Origin of the sequence: uncultured Algibacter sp. (genome assembly GCF_947490405.1) — a bacterium.
GTDB lineage: Bacteria > Bacteroidota > Bacteroidia > Flavobacteriales > Flavobacteriaceae > Algibacter_B.
In genome coordinates this window covers 51,096-72,206 of the sequence record NZ_CANLGU010000008.1, presented here as the reverse complement: position 1 = coordinate 72,206, position 21,111 = coordinate 51,096, and the positions used below count along the sequence as shown (strand labels likewise).

General features: G+C 30.4%; 14 protein-coding genes and 1 pseudogene. 5 read left to right on the top strand and 10 right to left on the bottom strand.

Translation table 11 applies throughout. The features are described 5' to 3' along the window. Window positions 1-24 precede the first annotated feature (24 nt). Together Q0772_RS15290 and Q0772_RS15285 are read left to right on the top strand one after the other, a co-directional pair. Window positions 25-1,878 (top strand): tetratricopeptide repeat protein, encoded by a 1,854-nt coding sequence (locus Q0772_RS15290; RefSeq protein ID WP_298346584.1) that lies wholly within the window; start codon window positions 25-27, stop codon window positions 1,876-1,878. A 230-nt stretch (window positions 1,879-2,108) separates the two neighbouring features. After that, the gene (locus Q0772_RS15285) at window positions 2,109-3,773 is read left to right on the top strand and encodes a hypothetical protein (protein ID WP_298346582.1); all 1,665 of its coding nucleotides are present in this window, start codon (window positions 2,109-2,111) and stop codon (window positions 3,771-3,773) included. A 55-nt stretch (window positions 3,774-3,828) separates the two neighbouring features. Here the strand turns inward: Q0772_RS15285 and bshC are convergent, their stop codons facing one another. Next, window positions 3,829-5,430 (bottom strand): bacillithiol biosynthesis cysteine-adding enzyme BshC, encoded by a 1,602-nt coding sequence (gene bshC / locus Q0772_RS15280; RefSeq protein ID WP_298346580.1) that lies wholly within the window; start codon window positions 5,428-5,430, stop codon window positions 3,829-3,831. A 316-nt stretch (window positions 5,431-5,746) separates the two neighbouring features. On the opposite strand from bshC, the gene Q0772_RS15275 reads away from it, so the two are divergent. Then, a complete protein-coding gene (locus tag Q0772_RS15275; RefSeq protein ID WP_298346578.1) occupies window positions 5,747-7,012 on the top strand; it encodes a carboxypeptidase-like regulatory domain-containing protein in 1,266 nt (421 codons plus the stop codon). 5 nt (window positions 7,013-7,017) lie between these two features. Here the strand turns inward: Q0772_RS15275 and Q0772_RS15270 are convergent, their stop codons facing one another. The 7 genes from Q0772_RS15270 to Q0772_RS15240 form a co-directional block, all read right to left on the bottom strand. Beyond that, a complete protein-coding gene (locus Q0772_RS15270; protein WP_298346576.1) occupies window positions 7,018-8,061 on the bottom strand; it encodes an endonuclease/exonuclease/phosphatase family protein in 1,044 nt (347 codons plus the stop codon). A gap of 12 nt (window positions 8,062-8,073) precedes the next feature. Continuing rightward, window positions 8,074-10,695, bottom strand: a complete 2,622-nt coding sequence (locus Q0772_RS15265; RefSeq protein WP_298346574.1) for a DNA gyrase/topoisomerase IV subunit A — start codon at window positions 10,693-10,695, stop codon at window positions 8,074-8,076. Window positions 10,696-10,890: 195 nt separating this feature from the next. Then, a complete protein-coding gene (locus tag Q0772_RS15260) occupies window positions 10,891-12,750 on the bottom strand; it encodes a DNA topoisomerase IV subunit B (protein WP_298346572.1) in 1,860 nt (619 codons plus the stop codon). Window positions 12,751-12,889: 139 nt separating this feature from the next. After that, window positions 12,890-13,795 (bottom strand): DMT family transporter, encoded by a 906-nt coding sequence (locus Q0772_RS15255; RefSeq protein ID WP_298346570.1) that lies wholly within the window; start codon window positions 13,793-13,795, stop codon window positions 12,890-12,892. 108 nt (window positions 13,796-13,903) lie between these two features. Continuing rightward, the gene (locus tag Q0772_RS15250) at window positions 13,904-14,407 is read right to left on the bottom strand and encodes an SRPBCC family protein (protein WP_298346568.1); all 504 of its coding nucleotides are present in this window, start codon (window positions 14,405-14,407) and stop codon (window positions 13,904-13,906) included. A gap of 112 nt (window positions 14,408-14,519) precedes the next feature. Further along, window positions 14,520-15,614 carry a redox-regulated ATPase YchF gene (ychF, locus tag Q0772_RS15245; protein ID WP_298346566.1) on the bottom strand — a complete coding sequence of 365 codons (1,095 nt, stop codon included), beginning with the start codon at window positions 15,612-15,614 and terminating at the stop codon, window positions 14,520-14,522. Window positions 15,615-15,713: 99 nt separating this feature from the next. Beyond that, window positions 15,714-16,784, bottom strand: coding sequence for a hypothetical protein (locus tag Q0772_RS15240; RefSeq protein WP_298346564.1), 1,071 nt, complete (start codon window positions 16,782-16,784; stop codon window positions 15,714-15,716). 253 nt (window positions 16,785-17,037) lie between these two features. Between Q0772_RS15240 and Q0772_RS15235 the strand changes: the two genes are divergently transcribed. Then, the gene (locus Q0772_RS15235) at window positions 17,038-18,510 is read left to right on the top strand and encodes a carboxypeptidase-like regulatory domain-containing protein (RefSeq protein WP_298346563.1); all 1,473 of its coding nucleotides are present in this window, start codon (window positions 17,038-17,040) and stop codon (window positions 18,508-18,510) included. 47 nt (window positions 18,511-18,557) lie between these two features. Here Q0772_RS15235 and Q0772_RS15230 read toward each other — a convergent pair. Together Q0772_RS15230 and Q0772_RS15225 are read right to left on the bottom strand one after the other, a co-directional pair. After that, window positions 18,558-19,421 (bottom strand): annotated as a pseudogene (locus Q0772_RS15230) (alpha/beta fold hydrolase); the annotation flags it as partial. Window positions 19,422-19,586: 165 nt separating this feature from the next. Continuing rightward, window positions 19,587-19,940: a 4Fe-4S dicluster domain-containing protein gene (locus tag Q0772_RS15225; protein WP_298346562.1), complete on the bottom strand. Its 354-nt coding sequence runs from the start codon at window positions 19,938-19,940 to the stop codon at window positions 19,587-19,589. A gap of 98 nt (window positions 19,941-20,038) precedes the next feature. On the opposite strand from Q0772_RS15225, the gene Q0772_RS15220 reads away from it, so the two are divergent. Further along, window positions 20,039-21,097: an acyl-CoA reductase gene (locus Q0772_RS15220; protein ID WP_298346559.1), complete on the top strand. Its 1,059-nt coding sequence runs from the start codon at window positions 20,039-20,041 to the stop codon at window positions 21,095-21,097. The last annotated feature ends 14 nt before the right edge of the window (window positions 21,098-21,111 follow it).

The following is a 21,111-nucleotide window of genomic DNA, read 5'->3' as shown; positions in this document are numbered from 1 at the left end:
TTTTAGAGAAATATTAATCTAATTATGAAAAAAAATATTCTAATTGTTATAATATTTTTAATGCCTTTTATTCTTTGTTCTCAGAACACAAAAAATCTTGATAGTCTTTTATTAGTTTACAAAAACCAATCTGTTGGTATTAAAAAAATAAACACCGCTGAAAACATTTTCATTAATTCAAGACAGACTAACCCCAAATTAGCTTTAGAGTATTTACATAAAGGGGTAAGTCTATCAAAAGATTTAAATTTTCAAGAAGGATTAGACCAATCCTACACCAATTTGGGTTTATACTATGTTAATTATCATAACCTAGATTCTTTAAGATTCTATTTTTCAAAAGCCAAAAAAAGCTGTTTAAGAAATGATAATAAGATGCTTCTTTTTAAAGTATTGTACCGTTGGGCTAAAGCTGAAAATCTCGAAGGCAATTTTGAAAAGGCTCTAGACTTAAATAATAATTCCATAAAAATAGCCTATGATTTACAAAATGGACTAAAATTAAGTGATGCTCATCAACAAAAAGCTACAATTTTTCTTGATAATGGCAACTACAATAACGCACTGAGAGAATTAATTTTAGCTTCAAAAGCATTAGATACTCTTGAGAAAAAAAGCCCTTTAAAAGAAGCTATTATAAAAGTAGGTGTTGGTAGAACAGAAACTTTGAGAAATAATTATTTGGAAGCTATTCCAAACCTTGAAGATGGCATATCAATCTTTGAAAATATAGGACATGAAAAATGGTTAGCCATATCTTACATGGAGCTTGGAAACACTTATTACAGCTTGAAAGATTATGATAATGCTTTGCTTTATTACAACAAAGGATTAGAAATTAGTAAAGACAACAAATGGAATTATTTTATTGCTCCTTATTTAGAGAATATTGGCGCCGTATATTTGGACACTGAAAAGTACGACAAAGCTTTAAATAATTTTTTTGCTTCAAATAAGATTTCATCAAAGCATGGTTCTATTAACAACCAAATTATTTTTTTTAATGATATTGCATCTGCCTATTTTGGAAAAAAAGATTACAATAATGCTTTAAAAAACTATAATAAAGCTATCCAAATTGCAGATTCAATTGGCTCTCTTGATAATTTATCAGATAATTACAAAGAACGTGCTGAAGTATTTGAAGCAATACATAACTACAAGAAAGCTACTCTTGATTATAAAAAACACATTCTCCTAAATGATTCAATTTTTGATATTGCAAAAACCAAGCAAATTGATGAATTAAAAACTCAATACGAAACCGAAAAAAAGGAACATCAAATTCTTCTTCAGAATAAAGAAATCGATTTGCTAAAACAAAAGGAGAAAAATAACAATCTACAACGCTTACTTCTAGGTATAGGTTTTCTATTATCTATTATTGGTGTTTATGGTGTTAGGCAAAAATTAAAACGAAATAGACTAGAAAAAGAAAAGTTAGATAACGAACTGGCTTTTAAAAAGAAAGAGCTTACCACGCATGCCTTACATCTGGCTAAAAAGAATGAAGTATTAGAGGGTTTAAAACAAAAAGCAAAAGAATTTAACGCATCTGATAACAGTCAAAATGGGTATCAACAATTAATAAGAACTATTAATTTTGATTTGAAAGATGATAATAACTGGGAAAACTTCACTAAATACTTCCAGGAGGTTCATAAAGATTTTAACAGTGTTGTAAAACAAAAGTTTCCTGAAGTAACTCCAAATGAGTTACGCTTAATGTCACTTTTAAAAATGAATTTATCTTCAAAAGAGATAGCTAATATTCTTAATATTTCTCCAGCAGGTATTAAAAAAGCAAGGTATCGTCTTCGAAAAAAACTAAATATAAATACTGACGATTCGCTTCAAGACTTGGTCTTAAGACTTTAAGAAACAGTGTTTTTTTTTTAAGTGTCTACTATTTGTCGTTTATCTAATTTCAGGGTGTCTACCTCTTGTCTACCCTTAGTTTTTTCATTAAGCAGTTTTATGAAATAGGTTTGTGGTGTCATTAATTTGACAACAACCGTTTTGTGGTCTCTTGCGCTACTATGGTCTGCAGACCTTTAAAGCGCAAGGTCACACAAAACCGTATTATAAACCTATTAACAATGACTATTATGAAACCACAAAACCATTTATTTAAAACAGTCATCTTACTCTTTACAATAAATATAATTATTGGATGTAGTAAAGATGATTCACCAAGCTCAGGCAATGAAAACGGAGAATTAGTGAAAGGACAAGGTATAACTGTAGACGATTTAGACACCTATGCTGGCGATCTAGGTTTAAGTTTTAGCACTAGAGAAATTGCAAAAAAAGGCTATAAACCTACCAAAGCAATTATAACAGTTGATGCTAATACTGGCAATTTTAATCAAACTATTGCAATCGACTCAGATACCTATTTAGCTCAATTATCAATTAAAGCTGAAGACTTAAGTAAAGAGGCTCAGGCACAATTACAAGCTGGTGTTCCCATTGATGTAGATATACATGATGAAAATGATAACTCACTAGCAAGCAAGAGCTTTTCAATTTTGTCTTTTAAAAGCAATCCCGACGCTCAAGAAGTTGATAATAATACTTTAAACGACGTTAGAAATAACTTAACGTTTAAAGAAGACATCCCATATTATATACAAATAGTAAAAGAAAACCAGAATGAAAGTAAATTAGCTGCTTTTGTTGATTATAATGTTGGCGATACGTTTGGTGTCCCTGTCCATTTAAGGGATAATTATGATTTTGAAGATACTAATCCCCTAAAAAATCTCCATCAATTTACATTTAAAAGAATTCCAAATGACCCTGAATATTTTGCTATTATTAGTGGTGTAACGTCAGGTTCTAAGCACTTGTTTTTAAGAATAAGAGACGCTTATCTTTTTCAAGATCAAACTAGGTTTGTTGAAGACACCGACCTAAACACTTTACCTGTTGATCATAGATTTAAATTTGTTCGTGATAATAATAACAATTTTTATAGAATTTCTCCCAAGGAAAAAGGTGCTCTCAGAAAAAGAATAATTAATGGAAGAACACGACTTATTGCTACATCAAATTCAGACTACGAGGCAGCATATTTTAGAATTTTAACAGTAGATATAGACTGGAATATTGAAGTGCTAGACACAAAGTTTCTAACACCTATTCTACCTCCTCCAACTTCTGGATTTACCGAAACCAATACAAAACTTTCTAACTGCACACAAGGTCCATTAACACAAACTTTTACACTTAACGAATCTAAAACCAAAACCTCTCAAGCTTCTTTTGAGGAATCTTTCAGCATGACCTCAAGAAATACAGTAGGTCGTTCTTTAACTTTAGGTGTATCAACAGAAATGGGATTTTTTGGAACTGGTGTAAACGTTTCAGCTGAAGCTACAGCCAGTTATGAACAAGAAACTAGTATAACCAGTACTAACACCCAATACGTTAGCGATATTAATAGTGAAGAGCGATCATTTACAGCCAGCAGAACCATTGAAGTTATACCAGGCACTGCAGTATATGTGTATGACGCGACTCAAATTTATAGAGAGGTAAAAGTCCCTTTTATACAGCGTTACCGTATTAAAGGCACTTATCAAACTGGAGGTACTGAGTTAACTGGTGATGAAATATTTACACAATTTTTATTTACAAATGCCAATGGCGGTTTAGTCACTACAATAGGATCGAAATATATAGAACTAACAGTAAGGGGCACAAACACAATTGGAGATATTCTTCATGTAGAAAGTCGTGCAGATTCTACAGATCCTGATTGTAATTAAAAACCATTATTTTTTTGAGTTAGCAAAAAAGCAAGCCAATAATTGGTTTGCTTTTTTAAATTGTTATTATGGTAAATTCTCCTTTTAAAGGCTCTAAACTCTCTATTAGTTTCGGAATCAACTGTTCGCCATACTCTAAATAAAATTCAGAAAAATTTGTGTTGCGCTCTTGTAAACTCCCATTTGGAAATAGTTCATTTTTAATATCTGTCATTCTTTGAACTTCATCAGAAAGTTTTCTTTTTTGTGCTTTTAATAATCGCTTCTCAAGATTATCAAGCCCTTTTAACTGCTTTATCTCTTGAGCTTTTACTGCTCCAAGAAACGATTTGTCAGTTTGTTCAGTCAGTTTGTATAAATCTTTAAATTGCTGCTTTAAATGAATTGCTTGAGTTGAAAAATCAATATCAATATTCGAAATTTCTCTTACTTTTTTATTGATTAAAGAATCTTTTCTTAAAAATAAGTCTTCATTTGATATATTTAATTTTTGAAGTTTTTTAGTTTGCTTACTGTTTTTAATTAAAACCGAATTTCTCAATAATAGAATAGGAAACACAACGTCTACTTTTTCAAAATAATCTTTTAATTGCATCCAATATGCTAATTCTCCACCGCCACCTATGTAACATAAATTTGGCAAAATCACCTCTTGGTATAAAGGACGCATAATTACATTAGGTGAAAACCGTTCAGGAAACTCAAGTAATGTTTTTTTTATTTCACTCTTGTTCCAAACAATATTTGTGTTAAGTACTTTAAAAACATTTTCGTCATAAACAATACGCTCTCGTATACCTTTATCTAAATAAAAAAGGTTTATCTCTCTTGGGTTTACTTGTATTTTATAATGTTCTGATAATTTTGAAAGCTTCTTATTAGTTTTTAAGACCTCATTAAATGAGGTTTTATTGAATAATTCTGTTTCAAGGTAAGGGATAAATAAACGTTTTAATTCAGCATCATTCGCATCAATAATAACTAGTCCATAATCTTTAAATAATTCATTTGCTAAAAAACGAGTAGCGTCAGCAAGATTATCATGCTCTAAATAGGCGCTTTTAAAAAGACCTTTAATAGCTTCAGCATTTGTTGTAACTCCTAAATCTAGAGATAACATCTCTAAAACCTCATCCAATCCTTTTGTTGAAAGCTCACCTACTGCTCCATTTGCCTCTCTATTCCACTGGAACTTTTTGCCTTTAAAATTGAAATAGTTAATTTCTTCAAAATCATGATCTTCAGTAGCCATCCAATAAATAGGGACAAAATCATACTCTGGATAATTCTTCTTTAATTCATTTGAAAGATTTATTGTTGATATAATTTTATAAAGAAAATATAGTGGCCCACTGAATAAGTTTAATTGATGCCCTGTGGTAATTGTAAATGTATTTTTAGAGCTTAGGATCTCTATATGCTTTGATGTTAATTTAGAAGTGTCAGTATTTTGATATTGTTTATTTAATGTTGAAACTAATACATTTCTACTTTCTAAAGAAAAAGATTTAGATTTTTGATTAATTTGATTTTCAAAATTATTAAGCTTAGGAAAGTAATTATAAAGCTGCTTTAATTCAGGTTTCTCATCCAAGTAATCACAAATTAATGATGAAAAGTACCCAGTTTTGTGAAATGCTATGTGATTTTGCTTCATGTTTTAATTAAAAATCATGTAAATATACAGCTATTCTGTTTTTTCGAGTCTTAAAAATTGGTTAAGAGTTATACAACCGTTCATATATGCTTTTTGGAAATATGATAAAAAGAAATAGCTTTCAAAAAATCCATCTTTACCATAAATTTCAAAAATTGAGTTTATCAAAAAAAATACAATGGCAACTAAAAAAACTCATTAAACATCTAGAATACAGAAATTTACTAGAATTCCAATTATTACTGAAAAAGTTAAAATTTAAATATCTACAAGTAATTTTTTGTATCTTATAGCTGCCTAACAAAAAACTAGAGTCATGAAAAAGTTACAGATTTATAAGCTCATTTTTGTTTTTTCACTAACACTAATGTCTTCTAATATACTTATATCACAACAAGCCGATATAAATTTTAAAGAAGTAGAGTCCAAAATTATAGATAGTGAAACAAAAAAATCTTTAGTATTTACAAGTATTGTTATTCAAGGTTCTAACATAAGTACAGTAAGTAATGGTGATGGTGAGTTTCTTTTAAAAATTCCAAATAGCTTAATTGAAAGCAATGTTGTTATTACGCACTTAGGGTATGAGGATAAAATACTAAAAGTTTCTTCTCTAAAAAATAATGTAAAGATACTCCTTAAACCTGCTACCACTCAATTAAAAGAGGTAAGCATTACTACATCCTCAAAAAACGCAAAAGAAATAGTACAAGAAACTCTTAAAAAGAAAAGTAGTATTTACAATAACGATAGAACATTGATGACTGCTTTTTACAGAGAAACCATAAAGAAAAGAAGAAAAAACGCTTCACTTTCTGAAGCCGTTGTAAAAATTCATAAACAACCATATAACAATATACGAAACGATCATATTGAACTAATAAAGGCCAGAAAAAACACAAATTATTCTAAATTAGACACAATTGCACTTAAGTTACAAGGTGGACCATTTAGTAACTTATATACAGATATCATTAAATATCCTGAATTTATTTTTACTGAAGAAGACATGGATTTTTATAATTTTAGTTTTGATAAATCTACAAGTATTAATGATAGAACAATCTATGTAATTAATTTCAAGCAGAAAGATCACGTAGAGCAACCTCTATATTATGGCAAACTATATATTGTCGCTGAAACGTTTGCACTTAGCAATGCCGTGTATAGTTTAAATGTTTCTAATAAGGAATTATCGAGTAGGTTGTACGTTAGAAAAAAACCAAGAAAAGTTGATGTGTATCCAACAGAAGCTTCGTACCGTGTTAATTATAGAACTACAAATGGCAAATGGCATTATGCTTATAGTAATATTTCATTAACTTTTAAAGTTAATTGGAAAGGGAAGCTTTTTAATAATGTATATACATTAAGTAGCGAAATGGCTATTACAGATTGGAAAACTTACGATACTAATCTTGTTAAAAACAGAAACCAATTAATTCGTCCTTCAACAATATTAAGCGAAAAAGCTTCCGGTTTTTCTGATCCAAGATTTTGGGGTGCTTACAATATAATAGAGCCTGAAAAATCTATTGAATCTGCTATTAAAAAAATTCAAAAACAATTAAAGCGAACGTAATTAAGTTACTCTAATTCGATTACAGAAATGATGGGTTCATGGTCAGATAGTTCAAGTTCAAAATTCTCATGAGAAAGAATTTTAAAATTATTATCGATTAAAATATAATCTAACCTAAACGGATAGTTATACAATTTATAAGTTGAGCCAAATCCTTTTCCAGATTCGATAAAAGAATCTTTCATGGAGTCACTTAAAATATCATAACTCGATGAAAACTGAGTGGCATTAAAATCACCACATGTAATTACTTTACCACCAAAGTTATCAATATGATTTTTTACCAAGACAGCTTGCTCTTTTCTTATTTTTTCAGCTTTAGCAATTCTCTTTATTACAGCAGAATAGCTTTTTGGGTTGTTTAACTGATGCATAGCATCTGATTTATAAGACTCTAAATGTATATTATAAATTCTAATGTATTGGTTGTTAACTTTTAAATCAACATACATAGCGCCATTATCAGAATTAGGAAAATTAACATAGTCTTTATTTGTGATGGGGTACTTAGAAAATATGGCCATAACCGATTTACCACTACCTGCCACTATATTAGTCTTAGAAAAATATGGATACTCTTTTAAAAAATATTTGTATTTGATTGCAGAGAATTCCTGAATACAAAAAACATCCACATTTTTTGACTTAATAAAATTTATAATTTTTAGATCTGTATCTTCATTGTCACCATTATTTTTATTGAATCCATTTGCATTATAAGATAAAAGAGATAATGTTTTAGAGCTTGACGCCTTCTTTAAGTCTTCTTCTACTTGATTATATTGAATAAATGAATCAAAATAAATAAAGTAAATCGCTAAAGCTGTTAATGCTAGTAAAAAATGTTTTTTTTTCTTAATTAACCAATAAACGCCTAATAGTAAATTAAAAACAAAAAGAATAGGGATACCAATAGAGCAAACAAAAGACAAAAGATTATCTGCTACAAAAACATAAAAACAGCAAAAAATTAATAGAATACTTGGTAATAAAACCAAAACGTTACTAAACCCGTTAATAACTCTTTTAGGTTTAGCTATTTGTAACAATTTTAGATTGTTTTAGAATAATGTTATTTGTCCTTCATCTTCTTCTGGATCGTCGGAAGAGTTGTTTTCAGAAGACACCTCTTTTTCATCCACAACCTCTAAATCATCAGCATGCACTTCTTCTGGAGCTTCGTAAGGTAATGAATCCAATAAGTTAACCTGATTCACCTTATCTTTTGTCAATTGATTTCCTTGAGCCGAAATTCCTTTAATATCAATAAATTCTTCTAAATTAACTTCAAGATTATCTTTTCGGTCTTTACCGCGTTCTTTGGCAAAAACAACTTCTGCCATAGGTTTCCAATCTGTAGATACAATTTCCAATTGCGAATTTGGATGCTCTGAAATAAAAGACTCTTCTCGACCTTCTTGTTCAATCAAAAAGCGTTTAACGTAATACAGTTCTTTTTCACCATTAAAATAAATAGCAGAAATAGGTTTTTTAGGAATCCATTTTTCCATTACAATCATATCGTCGTCAAAATGCATCGTTACTTCTGGTGTAACCGTTTTAATAATTCCAGACTGATTAATTATAAGTAATTTATCTTCCCCTCTAAATTCGCCTATAAGTTCGCCTCTACCATCTACATTTAAACGCTGTACGGTATCATCAAACCAAATTTTTCGAGGTTTTAATGTTGAAACACCTTTCTCTTTTAATTCAACACGCTTAACAGGGTATTTAGTAACTAAATTTCCTTTTGATGCACGCCCTTTAATTATAATATCTGCAAAATCAATATCCCATTTTAACTTTTTAATACTACCAGCTTGTCTTAGATTTATACTAACAACTTCTGCTTCTCCATTAGGGTTAGCTGAAAAATACAAATTCACTGAGCCTTTATTACCATTAGTTAAATCATACTCCCTATCTCTAGTTATACTGGTTACAGCAAAACGTTTTATATATGATGGCCCTTTTCTACCATCTCGATAAATCATATTATAAATAGTACGTTTATCTTTTTTCTTGAAAACAGCTACGTGGATAATATCTTTACCAACAAAAGTTTTAGAGTCCACTTTTGTTACCATCATTTTTCCTTCTTTTGTAAAAACTATAATATCATCTATGTCACTACAATCACAGACATATTCATTTCTACGTAATGAAGTTCCAATAAAACCTTCTTCACGATTCACATATAGTTTCGTATTTCTTATAACAACTTTGGTAGCATCTACATCCTCAAAGGTTCTTATTTCTGTTTTACGCGCTCTACCTTCTCCATATTCTTTTTTTAGTCTTTTAAAATAGGCAATTGTATAATCGATAAGATGCTCTAGGTTATGTTTTACCTCAGCAATTTGATCTTCAAGCGCATCAATTTTTTGTTGTGCTTTATCAATATCAAATTTTGAAATACGCTTAATTCGTATTTCGGTTAAACGTACAATATCATCTTCAGTTACTTTACGTTTTAAATGTTTAGTATGAGGCTGGAGACCTTTATCAATAGCAGCAATAACACCTTCCCATGTTTCTTCTTCCTCAATATCACGATAAATTCTATTTTCAATAAAAATACGCTCTAAAGATGCAAAATGCCATTGCTCTTCTAACTCGCCTAGTTTTATCTCTAGTTCTTGTTTTAAAAGCTGTACTGTATTATCAGTAGAACGCCGTAGCATTTCAGAAACACCAATAAAGAGTGGCTTGTTATCTTCAATTACACAACCTAGTGGTGAAATAGACGATTCACAACTCGTAAATGCATACAAAGCATCAATGGTTTTATCTGGAGATAAACCCGAAGGTAAATGCACTAAAATTTCAACCTCTGCAGCCGTATTATCTTCAATCTTTTTAACCTTGATTTTTCCTTTATCGTTAGCCTTTAAGATAGAGTCAATCAATGAAGACGTTGTTGTTCCGAATGGCAACTCAGTAATAACTAAGGTGTTTTTATCTAACTGAGAAATTTTAGCTCTAACACGAACCTTTCCACCTCTATTTCCATCGTTATAATTAGAAAAATCAGCTATACCTCCAGTTGGAAAATCAGGAACAATAGTAAATCTTTTCCCTTGTAAATGCTTTATAGAAGCATCAATAAGTTCAATAAAATTATGAGGTAGTATTTTAGTAGACAACCCAACAGCTATTCCTTCCCCACCTTGTGCAAGAAGTAACGGAAACATAACAGGTAGATTTACTGGCTCTTTTCTTCGGCCATCATAACTGGCTTGCCACTCGGTTATTTTGGGGTTGTAAACAACATCTAAACCAAATTTGGAAATACGTGCTTCAATATAACGGGATGCTGCTGCTCTATCTCCTGTTAAGATATTACCCCAGTTTCCTTGAGTATCTATCAATAAATCTTTCTGACCAATTTGCACCATAGCATCAGCAATACTGGCATCTCCATGTGGATGATATTGCATAGTATGCCCAACAATGTTTGCTACTTTATTATAGCGTCCATCATCAAGATCCTTCATGGAATGCATGATGCGTCGTTGTACAGGTTTAAAACCATCTTCTATTGCTGGTACAGCTCGCTCTAAAATAACATACGAAGCGTAATCTAAAAACCAATCTTTATACATACCAGTGACTCTGGTAATTGTTTCTTGAGGCTCGTTATTATCGTTTATTAAATCGTCATTTTGGTCTTCAGTCATTAAAACTCCTTAATTTTTTGGTTTACCGTTAAGGTAAGTTCTTCCTTTTTTTCTACGTTTTTTTGCTTTAGCTGTTACATCATACTTATGCAAATAGTCATAAGATCTTTGCTTTATTTTTTTATTTTTATTGTACAACATAAAATTAGTTTTTCTAAAAACACCGATTTAAAATCAGCGTTCACAATAATATGTTTAGTTTTCTTCTTCAATCAAATCTAACTCAACCTTTAGATTTTCAATAATAAATTCTTGACGTGTTGGGGTGTTTTTCCCCATGTAAAATGCTAATAACTCTTCTATTGACATATTATCATCAAGCATCACAGGATCCAAACGAATATCATCTCCAATGAAATGTTTAAATTCGTCAGGAGATATTTCACCTAATCCTTTAAATCTCGTGATTTCTGGTTTTGGCTTTAATTTAGCAATGGCATTTACACGCTCTTCTTCAGAATAACAATAAATAGTTTCTTTCTTGTTTCTTACCCTAAATAGTGGTGTTTGTAAAATATATAAGTGCCCTTCCTTAATTACTTCTGGGAAAAATTGCAGAAAGAATGTAATTAACAATAAACGAATATGCATTCCATCAACATCAGCATCAGTTGCAATTACTACATTATTATAACGTAAATCCTCTAGAGATTCTTCAATATTTAAAGCTGCTTGTAAAAGGTTAAACTCTTCGTTTTCATAAACAATTTTTTTGCTTAAACCATAGCTGTTTAGTGGTTTTCCTTTTAAACTAAAAACGGCTTGCGTGTTAACATCTCTAGATTTTGTAATACTACCTGAAGCAGAATCCCCCTCTGTAATAAACAGTGTTGTTTCTAGATTTCTTTCATTTTTAGTATCTCCAAAATGAACACGACAATCTCTTAATTTCTTATTGTGAAGACTAGCTTTTTTTGCTCTATCCTTGGCTAATTTTCTTATTCCAGATAATTCTTTACGCTCACGCTCTGCTTGTAAAATTTTACGTTGTATTTTTTCTGCTGTATCTGTGTTTTTGTGTAAGTAGTTATCTAGGTTTGTCTTTACAAAGTCATTGATATAAGTTCTTACCGTTGGATAATCACCACCCATATCCGTTGAACCTAATTTAGTTTTAGTTTGACTTTCAAAAACTGGCTCCATCACTTTTATAGCTATGGCACTTACTATAGATTTCCTTACATCAGAAGCATCGTAGTTTTTTCCATAAAACTCTCGAATAGTTTTAACTATCGCTTCTCTAAATGCATTTAAGTGGGTACCTCCTTGAGTTGTATTCTGTCCATTAACAAAACTATTGTACTCTTCGCTATACTGTGTTTTACTGTGCGTTAATGCAATCTCAATATCATTTCCACGTAAGTGAATTATAGGATATAACAAATCTGTTTCAGCAATCTTTTCTGCTAGTAAATCTTTTAAACCGTTTTCGCTAAAGTATTTTTCTCCATTAAAAACTATGGTTAAACCTGGATTTAAGTACACATAGTTCTTAAGCATTTTTACAACGTACTCACTTCTATACTTATAGTTTTTGAAAATAGTTTCGTCTGGTATAAATGAAACTTTTGTCCCCTTTCTTCGAGTTGTATCATCAAGCGTTTCTTTATTGATAAGCTCTCCCTTTTCAAATTCAGCTGAGGCTGATCTACCATCTCTGTTTGATTCAACTCTAAAATAATTTGAAAGTGCATTTACAGCTTTGGTACCAACTCCATTCAATCCAACCGATTTCTTGAATGCTTTTGAGTCGTACTTGCCTCCAGTATTCATTTTAGAAACTACATCAACAACTTTTCCCAAGGGAATACCTCGACCATAATCTCGAACAATAACTTTAGTGCCTTGAATGGAAATTTCAATAGTTTTACCTGACCCCATTACAAACTCGTCTATGGAGTTATCTAAAACTTCTTTAAGAAGAATATATATACCATCATCTGGTGAAGAACCATCACCCAATTTGCCAATATACATTCCTGGACGCATACGGATATGCTCTTTCCAATCTAGTGAACGTATATTGTCTTCGGTATATTTGGTTTCTTGAGCCATAAAAACGAGTGAATTTTAAAACTTCTTATCAGTAAAAATAGAAGCTAGCACGCTAATATAGTACAACCTTTCAAAAAATAAAATAGCTGCGATACAAAGTAATTAACAATGAAAAATAAATATTGTTGATTACCTCAACTTAGATTTTATTGCGTTTTTTCAAAGAAACTAATAGAATTCCAGTTATAACTACCAAAGCACCAAATAGTTGCAACAACGTTAATCTTTCATTTAAAAAAATTGCAGCCAAAATAATGGTGGAAATAGGGCCTACTCCTGCAACAATAGCAAAATTTGAGGAACTTATCATTTTAATGGATGCAGATACTAGAAAAGAAGGAATAACCGTTGCAAAAATTGCAATTAAAAACCCTAAGAGATACACCTGCCAAGAAAAACTAAAAATATCCGTTTTACCGATTATACTAAAATGAATAAACACACAGAAACATGAAACTAACATAGCATAGGCAGTGAATTTCATAACACCAAATTTTGGAATAAGCCAACCACTTCCCACCAAATACGATGCGTAGGTAAGTGCACTCAGCAATATAAATAAACCACCAACAATTGATTCTTTTCCAGATATATTTATCTCCTCTGAAAAAGCCAAAACTACACCAAAGTAAGTTAAAACTATGGCACCTGTCTGGATTTTGGTAATTGGTTGTTTCAAAAAGAATTTATTTAAAAGTAGTACTAGCGTAGGATATAAAAATAAAATGATTCGCTCTAAGCTAGCCTTAATGTATGTTAGTCCAACAAAGTCAAAATAACTTGCTAAATAATACCCTATAAAACCAAAAAAAACAACCCATAAGTATTCTTTTTTATCAATACTAATAGTTTCATTTTGATTGCGATACAAATAAGCAATAACTACATAAAAAGGGAATGAAAATAACATACGCAAAAGCAATATGCTTATGGCATCTACTTGATACTTGTAAGCTAATTTTACCATAACAGCTTTAGAAGAGAATAAAACAACTCCTAAAACACCAATACCTATACCTAACCAGAATGTTTTCGCTTTTTGCATAAAACGAAGTTAAAAACACTTATCTCGATAGGCTTAAAGTAAAATTTCAAATTACGATGCTCAAAGCTCAACAATAATAACTTAAAGAATGGAATAGTTACTCTAAACTCAAGAATATAAATAACCTTTTACATTTCTTCTTTTTAAGTTTTTTTTCAATTGTTCTATCTCTGCGCGTTCTTTCAAGGCTGTATTTCTTATACTTAAAAGCTTGGTCATGTATTTTTTTAAAAATAACCAGTTGGCAAACTTTCCAACAAAACCATAAGGAGATTCAAAGTGAAATTTGTCAATCATTAGAGTTCCCATATTAGAGACCTTAAAAATATGCTCGTGTTTAAATGATTTAAAAGCGCCTAAAATCATCTCACCTACAAAATAATTTGGACTTTCAAACGCTGTGATTTTAGTAGTTAAATGCTGTACAAATCCTAGATGTTTAGCTTCCCAACTAACCCATTCGCCTAATTTTATTAGTCCTGAAGTTTTACCAGCAATGGGAATTTCGTCAGTATGCTTTAAAGATTCTTTATGAAAATCTATATTTCTAGCTAAATCAAAACATATTTCTAAATCCGCATTAATTTTAGTTTGAACTTGTATTAAAGGCATGAGTGGTTTTTATTTTTTTTGATAATGTTTAAAGTTTAGTGTTATTTTATTAATCAAAACACACAAAACTAACAAATAGTATCAAAAAACCTACAAACCTTACAGAAAAAAACTAAACATTAAATAAGAAATGCATCACGTCACCGTCTTTTACTATGTAATTCTTTCCTTCAACACGCATTTTTCCTGCTTCTTTTACTTTAGCTTCACTACCATATTCTGTATAGTCATTATAGCTGATTACCTCAGCACGAATAAATCCCTTTTCAAAATCAGTATGTATTACACCAGCCGCTTGTGGTGCAGTAGCACCTATATCTACAGTCCAAGCACGCACTTCTTTAACACCTGCGGTAAAGTATGTTTGCTGATTTAAAAGCTTGTATGCTCCTCTAATTAATTTAGCAGCTCCAGGTTCGTCTAAACCTATATCTTGTAGAAACATTTGTCGCTCTTCGTAATCGTCCAGTTCATTAATATCTGCTTCGGTACCAACGGCTAAAACCAAAACCTCAGCATTTTCATCTTTAACAGCTTCTTTTACTTCATCCACATAAGCATTGCCAGAAACCGCTGAACCTTCGTCTACATTACAAACATACATTACAGGTTTATCAGTAATAAACTGTGATGGTATAACAAAGTCATTATAATCATCATCTCCAAACTCTAAAGCTCTTACAGATATTCCAGACTCCAATCCTGCTTTAATTTTTAATAAAATAGCTTCTTCTTTTTGGGCATCTTTATTGCCAGTTTTAGCAGCACGTTTTACTTTATCTAATTTTTTTTCTGCTGTTTCTAAGTCTTTTAACTGCAATTCCATATCGATAGTTTCCTTATCTCTTATGGGGTTTACGTTACCATCAACATGCACAATATTATCATTGTCAAAACATCTTAATACGTGCAAAATAGCATCAGTTTCTCTAATATTAGCCAAAAACTGGTTTCCTAAACCTTCACCTTTACTAGCTCCTTTAACCAATCCTGCAATATCTACAATTTCTACAGTTGCAGGAATCACTTTTTCTGGAGTAACCAAGCTTTCTAATTTTTCCAATCTTGGATCTGGAACATTTACCACACCAATATTTGGCTCTATAGTACAAAACGGAAAATTTGCACTTTGCGCCTTAGCGTTTGATAAACAATTAAATAACGTTGACTTTCCAACATTTGGTAATCCTACAATGCCTGCTTTCATAATTACTGTAATTTTTGCGATTGCAAATGTAGTTAATTGGAAATATATTCCCTTAACTCTAATAATTTTTAATCGTATTAAATACTTAATACATAATTACTATAAATGATTTTTTCTCAAAACTTCAAAAAAATCATTTACTGCTTTAAAGGCAAACTCGCATTCCTCTCTTGCTATTTTTCTATTTTCATGAATAATTTCATTTCTAATCTTACGTATACCATCTATCTTACTCAAAACTTTTCTGTCTTCAATAGTGATATTATTCAAAATCAATGGTAATTCAACATTGATTAAGTAACTTATAGGTATATTTTTTTTAAACTCCTTAAGTTTTTTATTAGAAACACCATTTGCCAATTTATATTTTGTCAAAATATTCACAACAAGAACTTCAATCATTGTAAACAATTCCAAAATAGAGTACTTAAAATTACTTTTTACATAAAATTCCTCTCTTGCTTTGAGAAGAAATTCATCAATTTGAGATATTTCACCATTTGATTTTATAAATTCTTTTATTGTTTTACCATTTTTTTCAAAATCTAAGCTCATCTTAGAACCAATAGTAAAAGAATTAGGCATTTTTAAGCTTTTTATTGCTATTGCAACACTCATTACAGAATTTAACCTCTCACTCACTTCCTTATCCAAATCTTCTTGTCTGTATAAATTTTTACCATCTCTTATTACAATTAACTCTTCATTTAAATCTTCTGGAAATTTTGTGTGAATATCTCCTGATTTTATTCTATAAATTTTCAAGAAATACTTTAACATATCATCAAATTCATCTTGTACTGAATCCACATTTTCTATATCTTCAACCTCTATACCAAATAATAAATTTGTTATATCTCTAGTCCTAAAAGAATTACAATTAGCCCCTATGGTTTCAACAATAAGTTTTGAATTCTCTATCTGAATAAAAAGTTCATTTTTTGACAATTCTTTTATTGTGTTAGTTTTCAAACTACTTTCAGATTCTTTATCTGAAATTTTATTGACGATTATATCATTGTCATAATCTAAAATTTGTAATGCTTTGACATGTTGTTGAACTCTAACAGAAAAATCATATCCTTTATAATTTAAATACACTCCAAAACCCTCTTTGAGAGTTATTAAACTTGGATAACTAACTAATTTATATAATATTCCTCTTTTCATTTTCTTAGACTTAATTTATTTCATTAAATTGACTTGTAGTAGATGACAAAAATTTCAAATAACATATTACTGATAACTTTTTAACGTCATTTGTAAAACACACCATCAAATATAAACCATGCGTAAAAGTAATTAGTAATTGACAGACAAAGAATAATTAATTAAAAGTTAAATATGAATTATAATGCTAATGCAAACTGAAACATTACTTAATTTGACTCGTTGAATACACGAAATCATTTATTAGTAAAAAATGAGAATTAAAATTACTCTTCTATTTTATCTGTTTAGTTTATCAATAGTTGCACAAAGTATAACCGCAAAACTTATTGATAAATCATCAAGGAAACCAATTCCTTATGCCAACATTAAAACTGGGAAATACAGTGGTGTCATTTCAAACGATGAAGGTTTTTTTACAATTTCCTCTACTAAAGACAATAAATCCATTACCATTTCCTGCATAGGTTATGAAAACAAATCACTCACTATAAAAGATATTAAAGCGCTTAATTTTGTCATTGAACTTCAGGAATCCATTAATAAATTAGATGAAGTTTTTATTAGTAATAAAGCCCTAAATGCTGATTCAATTATTGCTAAAGTAAAAGCAAAACTCACCGATAACTATAGTAATGACTTACAGCAATACAATATGTTTAAACGTACCACAGACCATGTAGATTTTAAAAGCTTAGAGTTTGAAATTGATAAAGCTTCTCATGTAAAAAAGAAACAGTTACAAGACGTAAATAATAGCTTAACGGCCTTGGTAAAGCAAGTAAAAAATAGTAATATGATTCAGTTTTCTGATGCTAAGGGAAAAATATTTACGTTAAATAAAGACAGTATAAAACTAGAGATTGAAAAAGCCACAGAACTTTTAGATTATAAAAACGATTTTTCGATTGATAATATTCAAGAGAAAATGCAAAATATTATACTTACTTATTTAGACACTACAAAAACATACAAGTTAAAAACTGGACTTTTTAAAATAGAAGATTCATTATCCTTAAATGATGATAATTTTAAAGAGAATAATGAAAACCAATACACATTAGACCATTTAAATAGCAGCATAAAATCTTTACTAAAACGTGCGCAATTATACAATGGAGCGTTCTTGAGCAAGCTATTGAACACCGATTTATACGAATACAAATTTGAAGATGTGGGCTATAACAATGGAGAACCAGTTTACATTATTTCTTATGTACCAAAAAAAGGAAAATCAAAATACACAGGAAAACTCTATGTTGCAGATGATACTTATGCCATTACAAGAGTAGATTATGGATATTATAAAAAGCGGCGAGGACAAAAATTTAATCTACGACTGCTATTGGGTGTAAAATACATTGAAAATGTAAGTGAAGGCACCATGATTTTTGAAAAAGATAGCAGTAATCTGTATCACCCAAAATATATAAAACATGTTTATGGCAGTTATTTTTATGTAAGTAGGCCTTTAAAATTTATTGAAAACAGTAGCAAACGAAATAAAGTAGCTTTTGATTTTACAATTGAAGGCGATAATAGAACCAAGGATGAGCTACTCATAACAAAACATAATAGGTTAACATCATTAAATTTTGAAAAAATAAAACAAGTTGAAAAAGTGCCTTTTATAAAACTAAACAAATATGAAAAAACGATTTGGGATAGCGAAGGCGTATTAGAACCCTCTCTGGAAATGAAAGCTTTTGAGAGTTCAGAAAACTAAATACAAGTAAAATTAATTAACTTGAAGCTTCAATTGTTGGTAGTTCGTTATTTTACTTCACTCAAAATTTGAGTCCAAATTGTATTTTTAAATCGTTCTTTAAAAACTCCAAAATGTCCGATTTTATTAGTTTGAAAGTCGATTGGTTTTAGATGTATTGATCTACTTTTTGTATTTATATATTTCTCCGTCATCCAATCTACTGCCTCTTTGGGAGCAAAGTTATCATCATCTATGCTAAAAGCGGTTAAATTAGCCTCTATTGTTTCATAAAAGACTTTATTGATTGACTTATCACTAAGAATATAATTACTTTTCTTACCCCAATTTCGCCATTGATTAGCAACATTATACGGTAGGTTTTCCATACCACTAATTCTCTTAGATTTCAAATAACCAAAAGTCTTAAGTAATAATGGAAAAAGGATATACCAATTGAGCCACATTTTAATTCTACCAATTCCTTTCCAATACTTCCAGTAGCCTGATTGCGCTGCAACTAAAACTATTTTATCCAATTTATTAGATGATTTTGCAAGTCCAATCAGTTGCCCCCCAATGCTATGTCCAAGAATAACCTTCTTTGATTTTGGATAGTTAGTTGTAACATATTGAATTATACTTTCCAAATCATTTCTTCCCCAATCCGCAGCATTTATATTTATCTCCTTAATAGGTTTTTTTAAAGATCGACCTATACCGGTGTAATCAAATGTTATTACCGTAATCCCATTATTTTGAGCATATTTGGCGAATTTAGTGTAATATTCTTGCTTTACTCCTGTGGCTGAGGCAATAATTAAAACAGTTTTTTTATCGTTGCTATTATCGTCAAATAAAGTTGCTGATAGCGTTTCAGTATTATATGATATCTCGATTTTTTTCATTTTTTTCAAATAACTGCCAACATTATAGGCATGATTCCGTTTTAATGAACTATTTGGTTAGATAAGCGAAGTTCGTTTTTTCCTACCAAAACAGCAATACATGTGCTCAAGTAATTATAAAAAAATTTTAAACAAAAAACCCCAAGCTTTCACTCAGGGTTTCCCTATTCTTAACTATATTTTTATAGACTATCCATCAGGATGCATAAAACGTTGTTTTGCTAGAAGCTCTTCTTCAGTTTCTACAACATCTTCATCTGGTACACAACAATCCACTGGGCAAACTGCTGCACATTGAGGTTCGTCATGGAATCCTTTACATTCTGTACATTTATCAGGCACGATGTAGTATAGTTCGTCACTTACAGGTTCTTGAGCTTCATCGGCATCTACTTCCCTACCGTCAGTAAGCACCACTGTACCTTCTAAACTTGTACCGTCTTTGTAACGCCAGTCGTCAGCGCCTTCATATATTGCTGTATTTGGGCACTCGGGTTCGCAAGCACCACAATTTATACATTCGTCTGTTATTATAATTGCCATAGTAATTTTTTATCTTTTAAAATTCATGAACTCCATACAGAATCCTTAAATTTGCAGTTGCAAAAATAAAGCCAAAACCATTCATAACCAAATTAAGAATGCAATTACAAGAAAGAATTAACGCTTTTATAAAATTAGGAGATTTTATTCGGCAATTTTCTAATGAAGATCTTGAAAAAGCAGATAATATTGAACATAACGATATTTTCTTCGATGGCTTTAAACATCAGTTAAAACTTGCCAAAGAGCATAACGGTTGGTTTACTGAAGACAATATAAAGTTTGCCTTAAAATCTTGGTCTGATGCGCTAACTTCAGAAAATTTAAACACGTGGTTAAACCCCTATAAAATAGACGTAAATCATCCTAAAAGGATTGCCATTATTATGGCTGGCAACATTCCCTTAGTAGGATTTCATGATTTTTTGTCTGTTTTAATTTCTGGTCACCATGTACTGGTAAAGCAGTCTTCAAACGATAAGCAATTACTTCCATTTTTAGCAAAATATTTGGAATACGTAGAACCCCAGTTTAAACAAAAAATAGAATTTACTGAAGAAAAACTAGCAAACTTTGATGCTGTGATTGCAACAGGTAGCAATAATACAGCACGCTATTTTGAGTACTACTTTAAAAATAAACCATCAATTATTAGAAACAATAGAAATTCTGTAGCCATATTAACTGGAAATGAGACTGCTGAGGATTTAAAAAATCTTTCTGAAGATATTTTTAGGTATTTCGGTTTAGGATGTAGAAATGTATCTAAACTTTTTGTACCTAAAGGCTATAAATTTGATGCCTTTTTTGAAGCCATTTATCACTGGCATCCCATTGTTGAAAAAGCAAAATACGCCAATAACTACGATTATAACAAAGCAGTGTATTTAATGAGTGAATTTGATATGCTTGAAAATGGTTTCTTTATGATAAAAGAAGATGAAAGCTTCGCATCACCAATAGCTACGATGTTTTATGAATATTATGATGATTTATCTGAATTAACAAACAGTTTAGAAACAAAAAAAGAACAAATTCAGTGTATTGTTTCTAAAGGTTTTTCTAAAAAAGAAATCCCTTTTGGACATACTCAAAAACCACAACTTTGGGATTATGCGGATGATGTAGATTCCATTAAATTTTTATTATCAATTTGACGAAAAAATTATTG

Coding starts and splice junctions, on each gene's coding strand:
- Q0772_RS15290 (WP_298346584.1), top strand. CDS start 25: ATGAAAAAAAATATTCTAATTGTTATAATATTTTTAATGCCTTTTATT.
- Q0772_RS15285 (WP_298346582.1), top strand. CDS start 2,109: ATGAAACCACAAAACCATTTATTTAAAACAGTCATCTTACTCTTTACA.
- bshC (WP_298346580.1), bottom strand. CDS start 5,430: ATGAAGCAAAATCACATAGCATTTCACAAAACTGGGTACTTTTCATCA.
- Q0772_RS15275 (WP_298346578.1), top strand. CDS start 5,747: ATGAAAAAGTTACAGATTTATAAGCTCATTTTTGTTTTTTCACTAACA.
- Q0772_RS15265 (WP_298346574.1), bottom strand. CDS start 10,695: ATGACTGAAGACCAAAATGACGATTTAATAAACGATAATAACGAGCCT.
- Q0772_RS15260 (WP_298346572.1), bottom strand. CDS start 12,750: ATGGCTCAAGAAACCAAATATACCGAAGACAATATACGTTCACTAGAT.
- Q0772_RS15255 (WP_298346570.1), bottom strand. CDS start 13,795: ATGCAAAAAGCGAAAACATTCTGGTTAGGTATAGGTATTGGTGTTTTA.
- Q0772_RS15250 (WP_298346568.1), bottom strand. CDS start 14,407: ATGCCTTTAATACAAGTTCAAACTAAAATTAATGCGGATTTAGAAATA.
- ychF (WP_298346566.1), bottom strand. CDS start 15,614: ATGAAAGCAGGCATTGTAGGATTACCAAATGTTGGAAAGTCAACGTTA.
- Q0772_RS15240 (WP_298346564.1), bottom strand. CDS start 16,784: ATGAAAAGAGGAATATTATATAAATTAGTTAGTTATCCAAGTTTAATA.
- Q0772_RS15235 (WP_298346563.1), top strand. CDS start 17,038: ATGAGAATTAAAATTACTCTTCTATTTTATCTGTTTAGTTTATCAATA.
- Q0772_RS15225 (WP_298346562.1), bottom strand. CDS start 19,940: ATGGCAATTATAATAACAGACGAATGTATAAATTGTGGTGCTTGCGAA.
- Q0772_RS15220 (WP_298346559.1), top strand. CDS start 20,039: ATGCAATTACAAGAAAGAATTAACGCTTTTATAAAATTAGGAGATTTT.